The sequence below is a fragment of the Pedobacter nototheniae genome (genome assembly GCF_004335085.1).
GTDB classification, from domain to species: Bacteria; Bacteroidota; Bacteroidia; order Sphingobacteriales; family Sphingobacteriaceae; genus Pedobacter; species Pedobacter nototheniae.
Window position 1 is genome coordinate 21406 of the sequence record NZ_RQRS01000020.1, and the last position, 12770, is coordinate 34175.

7 protein-coding genes are annotated in these 12770 nt (G+C 34.0%); all 7 read left to right on the plus strand.

The features are described 5' to 3' along the window. The first annotated feature begins 40 nt into the window (after positions 1–40). Positions 41–688 (plus strand): hypothetical protein, encoded by a 648-nt coding sequence (locus EHC72_RS16610; protein WP_131538836.1) that lies wholly within the window; start codon positions 41–43, stop codon positions 686–688. After that, positions 678–1910: a DUF4374 domain-containing protein gene (locus EHC72_RS16615; RefSeq protein ID WP_131538837.1), complete on the plus strand. Its 1233-nt coding sequence runs from the start codon at positions 678–680 to the stop codon at positions 1908–1910. The genes EHC72_RS16610 and EHC72_RS16615 overlap by 11 nt, the downstream gene beginning before the upstream one ends. Positions 1911–2173: 263 nt before the next feature. After that, the gene (locus EHC72_RS16620; protein WP_131538838.1) at positions 2174–4561 is read left to right on the plus strand and encodes a TonB-dependent receptor; all 2388 of its coding nucleotides are present in this window, start codon (positions 2174–2176) and stop codon (positions 4559–4561) included. A gap of 22 nt (positions 4562–4583) precedes the next feature. Further along, positions 4584–5795 (plus strand): DUF4374 domain-containing protein, encoded by a 1212-nt coding sequence (locus tag EHC72_RS16625; protein ID WP_131538839.1) that lies wholly within the window; start codon positions 4584–4586, stop codon positions 5793–5795. A 172-nt stretch (positions 5796–5967) separates the two neighbouring features. Then, the gene (locus EHC72_RS16630; protein ID WP_131538840.1) at positions 5968–8460 is read left to right on the plus strand and encodes an outer membrane beta-barrel family protein; all 2493 of its coding nucleotides are present in this window, start codon (positions 5968–5970) and stop codon (positions 8458–8460) included. A 129-nt stretch (positions 8461–8589) separates the two neighbouring features. Beyond that, positions 8590–12051: a TraB/GumN family protein gene (locus EHC72_RS16635; RefSeq protein WP_131538841.1), complete on the plus strand. Its 3462-nt coding sequence runs from the start codon at positions 8590–8592 to the stop codon at positions 12049–12051. A gap of 63 nt (positions 12052–12114) precedes the next feature. After that, complete coding sequence (locus EHC72_RS16640) at positions 12115–12723, plus strand: hypothetical protein (protein ID WP_131538842.1); 609 nt, start codon at positions 12115–12117, stop codon at positions 12721–12723. The last annotated feature ends 47 nt before the right edge of the window (positions 12724–12770 follow it).

Consider the following 12770-nt stretch of genomic DNA (forward strand, 5'->3'; position numbering starts at 1 on the left):
ATTGCATCAAAAAATCGGGATCAGTCAACTACAAAACAGTATGAACATCAGCGAAGCGTTATTAGAGCGATATCATTTAAATACTTGCACGCCAGAGGAGCGCAAGCAGGTAGAAGAATGGCTTTTTAATACCGATACTGACGAATTTGTTGAGTTGCCGCAAACGGAAGATAAGCTTAAGCATAAGGCCGAAATGTGGGCAAATATTCAAACAATAATGCCTGAAGAAGAAAAAACGACAAAGTTAAGAAGTCCAGTTTTCTTTATGTGGAAAGGTGCAATTGCTGCTTCGATTGTATTTGCTGTGATGGCTTCATTAGGTTACTTTTTATTTTTAAAACCATCTCAAGCCGTAGAGTATGTTTCTATCAATAACAAATCTGCCTTGCATGTTAAAAATGTAAATTCAAGAGGGTATAATGTTTCTGTAGGACCAAATACCATTGCGAAAATTAATGATGAAGCTGGTTTAATTGATTTAAGTGGCAGCATTTTAATCTCGCCCAAAAAAGATATAGAATTACTTTTTGAAGGAACAAAGAAAAAGGTAACGCTTAAAAAAGGACAAACATATATCATATTAGATAATAAATCGGGCAACCAGGGCATTATTGTGGTGAGCGAAAAAAACCTGCTTGATTTACCTCCCGTAATTCAAAAACAAATTTCTACCCAATTTGATATTTAGAAAAAATACATTTTACGCTTTTAGGTTTACACTTTTTGTGCTGAGCTTTGCCACATTATTTGGTGCTTTGCAAAGTTGTAATTCCAACAAATCAAATGCAGAACCTGCAAAATATAGCTTTTACATTTTGGGTAAAGATGGCAAGGAATATATTGTTCAAACAAGTACTTTAACAGCTGGTGAAGTAAAACCTGAAGCTACTGGAGCAGAATTGGATGCCGATGATATGGATAGAGATGTTTTTGTTAAAAATGGTTTCTATTATCATTTAGATAGAAAAGCACCTTTGTTTTCAAAATTTAAAGTGGAAGATGGTAAATTTAAATTGGTTGCAGATTTAAAAATCGAAGATTTCTCTATAGAAAATTATACTTGGTTAAAGGGTGATACTCTTTTATTAACCGGCTTAAATGCGAAATTATATAACCAGCCAAAGTTTGTATTGATTAAAACTGGAGATATGAAAATAATTTCCAATGGATTGGTTGATATTCCTAAACCTAGTGGCAAATTTACTTCTATGTCTATTGGTTTTGTTGAAAAACGAAATGAAAAGATATTTATTGGTTACACCTATCACATGGCTAATGGAACATCTAATTATATAACTAGCGATACACTTTATGTTTCAACATTAAGTTACCCCGAAATGCGCTTACTAAAAACCGATAAGGATACAAGATCTACTTATCCAGGAGGTATTAATACGGTGCAATCTTATACCTTTAATGATATTAATGGAGATTATTATTTTATGTCGTGCCCAGGTATAGCACTAGGAAATAGAATTGAAATTCCGACAGGTGTATTTAGGATTAAAGCTGGTGCAGAGGTTATTGATGCAGATTATTTCTTTAATATTTCTGCTTCATCCATTAAAAATCATGCTTATGGTATTTGGTATTTAGGTGGTGATGAAGCTATTATTAGGTCGGAGCGTAAGGATTTGTTTAAAGGTTTAGGCGATCATTATAGTACGGCTCATTTTGAATTTCATGTAATTAACCTTAAAACTAAAGCCGTAAAAAAACTCAATTTACCGTTGGATAAAGGTACCAGAAGAGAATGCGTAATTGTAGAAAACGGCGTAGCAAATATTGCTGTTAACTCAACGAAGGAAGGTAATTTCATTTGGCAGTACAACATTAAAACAGGTGCTTTAACAAAAGGACTTCAATTTGGTGGTGATACCGATTTTATTCTTCGTATGGATAAACTTTAATTGTTGATTCTTGCAAATATTTTTTACTGCTTTTTAAAGGGTTTCATTTGATTTTCTAGCATTAACCTTCCCGCAATTCATCATTATATTTATTGCAATTTTAAAGAGTAACGTTCCTGATTTTAAAACTTTGCCATTTGATTAACTTCTTGGTAAAAGGAAAAAAATAATACCCTTCGAAAAAAAAAAACATTTTTTTTCATTTTCCACCTTCGGAAAAAGTAGAGTTGTGCTACTACCTTATAAATACACAACAATAAGTAATGTTTAGTTCTAAAATATTTTTATCTCTATTACTCTCAATTATAGTTTTTACAGCATCTGCACAGCAAATGGCTAAGGTTTCCGGAAAAATATCCGATAGCTCTGGCGTAATTATAGGTGCATCGGTAAGTTTGAAAAGTACTAAGATTGGAACAACAACCAACGATGATGGTTTCTTTCAATTAACCAATTTAAAGGCTGGAGAATATACTTTAGTTGTTTCTTACATCGGATTAACCACTAAAACGCAACAAATAAGTTTAAAAAATGGAGAACAGTTAACTGTTAATTTGTTGCTCAATAAAAATTTCAACGATTTAAATACCGTTGCCGTAAATGGAAAAACAAAAACAGCTGAACTTAAAGAATCTGGTTTTACAGTAACAGGAATTGAAACCAAGTTATATGTAAATATGACATCTGATTTAAACCAGGTATTAAACCGAAGTACTGGCGTAAAAATTAGAGAACAGGGTGGAATGGGTTCTGACTTTAAATTTTCATTAAACGGACTTTCAGGCAAACAGGTTAGGTTTTTTTTAGATGGTGTGCCCATGGAGGGGTTCGGCAGTGCAATGTCTTTAAACAATATTCCGGTAAACCTTGCTGAGCGTATCGAAGTATATAAAGGTGTGGTGCCTGTTGAGCTTGGCGCTGATGCATTGGGTGGTGCGGTAAATATTATTACCGATCAGCACACTAAGCAATATTTGGATGCAAGTTATAGCTACGGCTCTTTCAATACTAGTCGTGCAGCCTTATCAGGTCGTTATACCGATAAAAAAACAGGATTAACATTTGATTTAAATGCCTTTCATAACTATTCTGACAACAATTATTTAATGAGGAATAACCCTAAATATGATGCTGCGATAAAAGTTAACGAAGGCGATGAAACTATAGAAAAAGACGCCCGTCGCTTTCACGATGCCTACCGCTCTACAATGGGGCAGCTAAATATTGGCTTAACAGATAAATCATGGGCTGATAAAATCACGGTTGGCTTGGTTTATTCAAACTTATTTAAGGAAATACAAACGGGAGCAAATCAAAATATTGTATACGGCGGATTAAACAACAGGGAAAATTTTTTAATGCCATCTGTTACCTATAAAAAACGCGATTTTCTTGTAAAAGGTCTATCAACCAATATTATGGCATCATATTCTATTAACCGTTCTCTTGTTGCTGATACTTCTTCTTACCGTTATGGTTGGGGTGGTAAAGTAAGGTTTGAGCCAATATCTGGTGAGTTAAATAGCATAAAAACCATCTATCATTACAAAAATACAAATGCAATTGCCCGGGCAAACTTTGCTTATCAAATTAATGATAATAACAGTTTAAATTTAAATTATAGCTACACACATTTTGGTAGATCAGCTACAGAATCATTAGGTAAGGTTGAAAATAATACATTCGAAGTGCCCAATACTATTGATAAAAATATTGTGGGTTTGGCACTTCAAAATAACTTGTTTGATAAAAAATTAACCAGTTCAATATTTTCTAAATACTATAATTTTAATGCTTTTGTACGTAATGCAGTTTATTTCGGTCGTGATGAAGGTTGGTTAACATCCGATTCTAAAACCAATAAGGGTTATTTTGGGTATGGAATTGCTTCTCGCTATAAATTAACGGATGAATTAGGCTTAAAAGCTTCTTATGAGCATGCTTATCGTTTGCAGGAAGGCGAAGAGCTTTTTGGTAATGGAATTGATATATCATCTAATAACAAACTAAAACCTGAGCAAAGCGATAATGTAAACGTTGGTTTATACTATTCTTACAAGTTAAACCAGCATAAGTTTGCGATAGAAGGATCTTACTTTTTCAGAAACGCTAAAGATTTTATTTACTTCATTCCATCAGGAGGCTTTTTCTCTAATTACGATAATATTGGTGCTGCACAAATTAATGGTGCCGAAGCAGAAATTAGATATGGCTACAGTGATTTGCTAGAGTTTACCCTTAATGCAACCTATCAAAATGCCATTAACAAGCAAAAATACGATACCAGCAACACGCTGGATATTACCTATGGTGATAGAATACCCAACCAGCCTTGGTTTTATAGTAACGCCAATTTAAGTATTGGTAAAAATGATTTGATTGCGAAAGATTCTCGAATACAATTTAATTACTCGGCGCAGTTTGTAAACTGGTTTTATTTAAACTGGGAAAGTAGAGGAAGTATCGAATCAAAAAATAAAATACCTACACAACTGGTTCACAATGTGGCACTTTCTTATTCAATGTATAAAGGTAAATACAATATTTCGGTAGAATCTTTAAACGTAACCAATGAGCTTGCATATGATAATTTCAGGTTGCAAAAACCAGGACGTTCATTCTTTGTAAAGCTTAGATATTTCATAAAATAATAATCCTATATAAATTAAAATCATGTTAAAAACAAACTCAAAACGATTCGTTTTATCTGCTTTAGTAATGTTAGTTGCCGGGTTTTCTGCTTGTAAAAAAAGTAGTACCGATCCAGAAACAACGCCACCTGTTGGCTCTACAGATTATAGCCTTTTAGTAAGTGCAGGTTCGCCAGCAGGTACTTATATTTTGCATACAAGTTCATTAACAGAAGGTTCGGTAACTACAGCAGGTAATGGTGTGGAAACAACTGATTTAACTGTTATTACAACTAAAGGCGGTTATTACTACGCTACAAATGCAGCTGGTAACCTGGTTAAATTTTCTTCTGATAATAAAAAGAACACAATTGTTAAAGAAATCCCTTTCAATAAAATTACCTGGGCTTACTGGTCTAGCTTTTACCTTTGGAAAGATGATAATACACTAATTTTCTTTAGTGTAAACTCTGGCTTGCAGTATGAATACGCTACACTTAACGTATCAACCATGACTTTTACAGCGAGTGGCAATATCAACATTCCTGTGCCAAATGCTGGTTACTACTACTGGGGCAATAGTGCAACTTTTGTAGGAAATAAATTATACATCAGTTACACTAAAAATGCAAATGCTGATGATATTTCTGTAAACGAAAGTTATTTAGCTGCTATTGATTACCCTGCAATGAACAACATTACAGTATCAACCGATACCCGTTTTAACTATCCAAGTCATTACACTTTACACGCTCCAGGTGCTTTTACAGATAACTCAGTAGCTTATTTCTTAAACTCGCCAACCATTTGGGCTACAAAAATGACAAACAAACCATTTGGTATTTATAGAGTTAAAACTGGCGCAACGGCGGTTGATAACACTTATTTCTATGAATTAACAGATCGTACAAAAGAGGAAGCTTTAGGCCTTTATCATGTAGGAACTGGTAAAGCGATTGTTAAAATTTTAGATAAAACGCAAATTGACGGATCTTCTGCATACAGCACTAAATACATTACCGATTATTATGTTGTTGATGTAGTAAACCAAACCAAAACCAAATTGGATATTCCAAAAAGCATTAGCGGTGGTTATTCAGAAAACGTATTGGTTGATGGTGGCGTAGCTTACATTGCAGCTAAAACTAATGATGGTTTTTATATTTACCAGTATAATGTGGCTACAGGCACAGTAAAAAGAGGTTTAAAGTTAGAAGGTGTAACCGCATTAAGCCGTTTAGAAAAAATAAAATAGTTATCAATAACGCTCTCAAAATCTAAGCGCTCCAGGCTGTTTGCCGAAAGGCCAGCCGGAGTCGCTTTATCACCATCAATTTTTGTGAAGTGGTGAAATTCGTGAAAACGAGAAAAGAAATTCGCTCAGGTGAGAATAAATAAAGCCTGACCCCTTTAAAAGCTTAAACCTTATGAAAGATATAACATGCTCTACGGCAGTTCAAAAAACTGTTGCTAAAATCTTATTGCCCTGTTTTTTTATGTTAATGATGGCATTTGCTGCAATAAATTCTGCTTTTGCCCAAAGTAAAGGAACAGTTAAAGGAAAAGTAATTACCGCAGATGGACTGCCATTGCCGTATGCATCTGTGGCGCTACACCTGGAAGATGATAAACTATTTAAAGGCAGCATGAGCGATTCTGCAGGTGTGTTTGTTTTTTCGGCCTTGCCCCACGGCAATTATAAAATTAAGGTTAGTAGCATGGGGTTTACTACGCATCACGGCGCTTTATTAAACCTTTCTTCTTCGCAATCATCCATCAATTTGAATAAGATTATCTTAAAAGAAGATGCACAGGTTTTAGCTTCGGTACAGGTAACTGCACAGAAAAAACTTATAGAGCATGGTCTTGATCGTATGGTTTTAAATGTTGAAAATAGCATCTTATCTGAAGGTAACACCGCCCTTGAATTGTTGGAACGTGCACCCGGCGTTAAGGTTGATGATGAAGGAAAAATATCGCTCAAAGGGCGCCCAGGTGTATCCGTTATGATTAATGGAAAACTTACTTATTTAAGCCCGGCAGAATTAGCGATTCTATTAAAAGGAACAAATTCAGCCTCAATTTCCAAGATTGAAATTTTATCTAATCCATCAGCAAAATACGATGCTGCAGGTAACGCTGGAATGATTAACATTGTTTTCAAAAAAAATCAGTCAAGCGGTTTAAATGGTTCCGTTTCGGTTAATGGCGGCGCTGGGCGTAATGCACGATATGGCTCTGGCGTAAATTTAAATTATAGAAATAAAAACGTTAATGTTTTTGGAAGCTATAATTATGCATATCGTGGCGAAACGGAATATTTGGATTTTGAACGTCGTTTTTATAACGATGGACAAGCTATTGGTAAATATGATAGGATTTCTAATCAGCATACTAAAACCAACGAACCCTTAAATACACACAATTTCCGCTTCGGTATAGATTTTGACCTTGATACCGCCAATACGATTGGGTTTTTATTAAATGGAAATACAGGTAAATATCTGCACGACAGTCGCACCGGAAATATATTAAGAGATTATGCTGGCAACACGATAACGGATATGTCGACAACAAATTATGACAGACAAAATTGGCAAAATCTCACTTATAACTTAAACTATTTGCACAAATTTAAAAAAGCGGGACGTGAGTTTTCTGCCGATGCAGATTACGCAAGCAACAGCTTTACTTCTAACTTAAATTTAGATACATATACTTTGCTGTCAGCAATTAGCCCTAATGGAGAAAATAGCAGTAGAAAAGGTTTCGTGCCAGCTAAAACTAATGTTTACATTGCTAAAGTAGATTATAAAGATGTGTTTTATAAAACGTTTAATATAGAAACCGGACTAAAAAGCTCTATTATAAATTCAGACAACAATTTACAATATCAATCTTTAAATAATGGTAATTGGGAATTTGATGCTGCAAGTAGTAACTATTTTAAATATAAAGAGCAAATTCATGCAGGTTACCTTAACATAAATCAAACCTTTAAATATTTTAGTTTACAATTAGGTTTAAGGGCAGAATATACCCAAACTACAGGAAACCAGGTTACCACGGCAACTGTTTTTAATCGTGATTATTTCCAGCTTTTTCCAACGGTAACTTTTAATAAGCCATTGGGCGAAAATCATCAGTTGCAATTTGCTTATAACCGTAGAATTGAAAGACCAGATTATGGCGATTTAAATCCCTTTCGTGTATTTAGAGATCCGTTACTTTATTATGAAGGAAACCCATATTTGCGACCTGAGCTAACGCAAAGTTTTATGATTAACCATATTTTTAAGCAAAAGTATACGGCATCGATTAACTATAGCAGAACTAAAGATGTTATTACGTGGTTAACCGGGCAAAATGATGCTACGAATACAACCTTTGAAAGTCCACAAAATTTAAATAGCCTAACCAATTACGGTATCGCCTTTACTGGGCAAACCAATTACTTTAGCTGGTGGACGGCTAGCAACTTTGCCAATTTATTTATGAATGAATATAGCGGAGATCTTGGTCAGGGCACATTTACCAATCGTCAATTAAGTTTTAGCGCAAATACACAAAATTCTTTTAAAGCAGGCAAAGGATATAGCTTTGAGTTAAATGGTTTTTACAACTCTAAATCTGTTTATGGTACCGCAACCGAAAAAGCTTACTATGCCATTTCTGCTGCTATGCAAAAACAAGTATTGAATGATAAAGGAAGCATAAAACTTTTAGTAAATGATATTTTCCAAACCAATCAATACCGTCAAATAACGCGTTACCAAAATATAGATATGTATAGTCATATAATGGTTGATAGTAGAAGAGTAGTTTTATCTTTTTCATATCGTTTTGGGAAACAAATAGCGAGCAGAGAGCGTAAATCAGGCTCAGAAGATATACAGAACAGGGTAAAAGGCGGAGGGTAATCATTGCGCAAATGATTATCTAAACAATTATATACGGGGGTATAGTGGATTGTTGGATTAATAATTTGGTCGTTTTCATAATGATGAAAAATTATTATCTTGCCGTCCATTTTAACGCTTTATCCCCTCATGAAATCTCACTCTTTGTTCGGATTATTTCCGAAAGCATGCGTACTATTTCTAGTTGCGCTAACTTTTTCATTTAATAGTTTTTCTCAACAAAAGCCATCTAAGTACACTTTGTTGTGGCAAATAAGTGGTAAAGGATTAAAAAAGCCTTCGTTCTTATTTGGCTCTATGCATGTGAAAGATAACCGGGTATTTAACTTTAGTGATTCTGTAATGAAAGCCATTGAATCCTGCTCGGGCTTCGTTATGGAAATACATCCAGATTCTTTAATAAAATCTATTCTTACTCCTAATGTTAGTAATGGTATTGATGAAAAGGTTGAAAAAATGCTCTCTAAAGAGCAAAAAGCCGATTTAATGAGGAGGTTTGAAAAGAAAAATGGTTATACTCCCGATTCTTCTGTTTTAAGTAATCCCATACTTATTTCATCTTTAATGGATAAAGATCGATCCAGGCCTGATGATATGCAAACTTTTGTTGATGCCTATCTCTATGGTATAGCACGCACGATGAAGAAAAAGGTTTTTGGGCTTGAGGAACCTAAAGATCAACTAAATACTTTGTATGATAGTGAAGAGAAAATCTCAGCCATATTAGATCAGGACGAAGAAGCAGAGGATTCTGCTTTGGAAGAAATGATTGAACTTTATGCTAGCGGAAATCTGGATGAAGTAACCGATTTAATCAACGATGGTTATATGGACAAGATTGAGCTTACTGCCCGTAATAAAGTAATGATTAACGGCATTATAAAACTCCTTAAAACTGAAAACGTATTTATTACCGTTGGAGTGGCTCACCTGCCAAATAAAGATGGCCTAATTGCCCTATTAAAAGATGCAGGATATACCGTAAAGCCTGTGGAAGCTGCTTTTACCGGCGTTGCTAAAACTTATAAGATAGATCCTTTAAAAATGGATTGGTATAACTATGAGGATAAACAAAATGATTTTAAAGTTAGTTTTCCTACTGAACCTGTATTAACTAAAAAATTTGGAAATGTTAAAATTTTAATAAGCTCAGATTTATCCAACGGAACAATTTATACAACAAGTACCAATTATACTGGACCATTGGTGAAAATGACTGCTGAAGCCTATTTAGATACTGTATTAACCAATTTCGCATCTGATAAAAGCACTCAAATTATAAATAAAACAAAAGGTAATATGTATGGCGGCATTAGTCTTGAAGCAGAGCTTAAAAAATCTGATAAGTTTTTGAGGACCATATTATTATTCAAAAACAATACATTCTATAATTTAAGTATAGAAAGTGATAGGGATAATTTAAAAGAAGCCTTTAGCGAACGCTTTTTTAGATCATTAGAAATTAATGAACCTGCAGTGGTAAAAAGTCAGGAATGGGTAACTTTTAAAGATGATACTGCTGCCTTTAGTTTAAAAATGCCTACCAAGCCGGATGTAATGAGCAACGTGGTTGAGAATCCTGGCAACCCAGATTATCCTTATTTTATCACGTTATACATGGCTACTGATAAGGTAAACCTGTTAAACTATTTGATAAAATATAACGATTATCCTGAGGGAATGTATCTGGCTAATAAAAATGAAGCCTTTAATTCATTAACTAATGTGATGGGTAGTAAAGGTAAAATAATTGGCGAACCTAAAGTGATTTTTAAAGATGGCTATGAAGGGCGTGAAATAGATATGTTACTCCTAGGTTCTTATTGCGAAGTGCAGCTTTTTATTAGAGGAAACCGTACGTACATGCTAATGAGACAGAACATGGCAGGAGAAAAAAAGGCGCCGGCAAATGAATTTTTTAATTCTTTTAATTTTCTTAAATATGCCGAAACTACACCAATAACATTTGCCCTGGCTGATGTTAAAGTGAATTTACCTAAATCACCTAAACTGATCCCCGAAAACCCTAAAAAAGTAACTTCATACCTACATACTGATCAATCTTACTTCTCGCTTAATAAAAAAACGGGTGGTTTATATTATGCCGAAGCCTCTACAATTAGTAAGTATTACAGAATTAAAGATGCCGACTCTTTAATTATAAAGTTGGCAAATGTTCTCAAAGCAGAAGGAACTAGTTTCAGTAAAGTTGAAAAAATTTTAAATAAACCATTTAAAGGCAACATATATTCTTACACCGATAGTGCCATGGGCAACGATAGAAAAACTAAAATATGGATCGATGGAAATCGCATTTATTGCCAATATTTAGTTTCTACTAAAGAGGAAATGGAAAGTAATATAGCGGATAAGTTTTTTAATGAAACCATTTATCCGCCAGTTAAAGAGCAAATTTCTTTAGAAAAATCAAAGGCGAGTTTAATATTTAAAGATTTGGTAAGTACTGATACTACCATCCGTAAAGAAGCTTTTGGGGCACTACACTATTATAAATTTGATAAAGAAGAGTTGCCATTAATTCACGCCGCTTTAAAAGTAAAATATACCGATGATACGACAGCATTTGGAACCAGAAGCCAGTTAATTGGACAATTACACACTTTAAAAGACCCCAGCAATATCACACTTTTAAAAGAATTATTTAACGATACTAAAAATCCTGATGAATTGCGTGCAACGCTTTTATACAGCATTCCAAAAATCGATTCCTTGCAATTCGATTGGTATTTAAATAACTTGATTAAGACTCCTCAATTTAAAATAGATAACTATTGGGATTTATTTTCGCCTCTGACAGATTCATTATCTTACTCCGCTAAAAACATAGATAAACTGTTGCTGTTAAACGAATTTAAAGACTATAGACCGATTTTAATCAGCATTTTTCTTGGGTTGACAAATGATAAAACTGATAGTACTTATTTGACAGTTATTAAGAATGAAAAAGAAAAAATCACCAGTCATGCCATGGAGGATCTTAATGAATATTTAGCTGGCGAACGAAAATTATCATCTCCTGTTTATCAATACTTGTCTATTTTGCCTAAAATAGAGTTACCTAAGCTGACGGATGAATTTACTTCTAAAGTAATACTGTTAGATAGCTTGAATTATTTAATTACTGCAGCAGTGGTAGCAAGAATAGAATCAGGTCTGCCAATAGATCAAAAAATAATGCAAACTCAGTTGGATAGTTTATATAGTCGTTATGATATTTTATATGCTATGCACAAAGCAAATCAGCTTGATAAAATTCCGTTGAAGTATAAAAAACAAGATGAGTTTGCTAAACTACTTTTATACAATTATCTAGGGGATGAAGAAAATTATCCTGAAACAATTAACCTTTTGGGGAAAGTAAAGGAGGGTAATGAAACTTATTATGTTTTTGAATATGGATTTGTAAGCGGAGATGAAAAGACCTCTTTTATTGGATTAGTTGGACCATTTGATGAATTAAATGCAAAATTGGATTTTGATAAACCTCGTGCATTTAGCAATGGCGATATTAAAACCGATGACTGGCAAACTCAGGCAGAAGTGATGATTGCTGTTATGAAAAAAGAATAGCATACTTTCAATATTTTAAAACAATTTTGGCCAAATTAGAATTGTTCATTAAACATAAAAGCTATGGATAATGAACAATTTATACCCCAACAAGTAGATGGGGCGCAAACGGATGCAGTAGAAAATAGAACTTTTGATGTAGATTTAAAGGCTGCTGAATTTTACGAACTGGCTAAAAAGCGCTTGCTCTGTATTATGGATTGGCATAAAATTTCGACAATTAAAGCGAGTGTTTTTTGTCTTACAGATTTTGAGGGTAAAGAAGTAAACCGTCCGGCAATGGTAGGCGATTTTATTAAAATTGACATTCCCGGTCCGGGAAGTAGCGCAGGAAAGGGTTTTGATTGGGTTAGAATTGAGCACATTGAAGAAAAGGTAATTGATGATTTAGATCAGCATATTTTGTTGATGCAAGTAAGACCATCAGCTATGCCCGGGGTTGATCAAGAAGAAGCTGCACATTTTTTTAAACCCGATGCAACATCAACCTTCATGGTTTCAAAAAAAGGAAATACACTCACTGCTGAAGTTCATGGTAGAAATGAAATGGCTAATACAGACACAGAAAATATTTTGGATAAAGCCCGCAATGCAATCGTAGCTTCAGGTAGTTTTTTAGGCATTTCTATCCTCCAATGGAAGGTTTTAGTAAAGGGAATATTGAATTCTTAATCATTGAAATTTTCTCTTAACATTCTCTTAATATTAATGGTGTAGCT

Bases quoted from the DNA above. Each gene is read 5' to 3' on its own strand.
- EHC72_RS16640 (WP_131538842.1), top strand. From the start codon at position 12,115: ATGGATAATGAACAATTTATACCCCAACAAGTAGATGGGGCGCAAACG.
- EHC72_RS16625 (WP_131538839.1), top strand. From the start codon at position 4,584: ATGTTAAAAACAAACTCAAAACGATTCGTTTTATCTGCTTTAGTAATG.
- EHC72_RS16630 (WP_131538840.1), top strand. From the start codon at position 5,968: ATGAAAGATATAACATGCTCTACGGCAGTTCAAAAAACTGTTGCTAAA.
- EHC72_RS16635 (WP_131538841.1), top strand. From the start codon at position 8,590: ATGAAATCTCACTCTTTGTTCGGATTATTTCCGAAAGCATGCGTACTA.
- EHC72_RS16610 (WP_131538836.1), top strand. From the start codon at position 41: ATGAACATCAGCGAAGCGTTATTAGAGCGATATCATTTAAATACTTGC.
- EHC72_RS16620 (WP_131538838.1), top strand. From the start codon at position 2,174: ATGTTTAGTTCTAAAATATTTTTATCTCTATTACTCTCAATTATAGTT.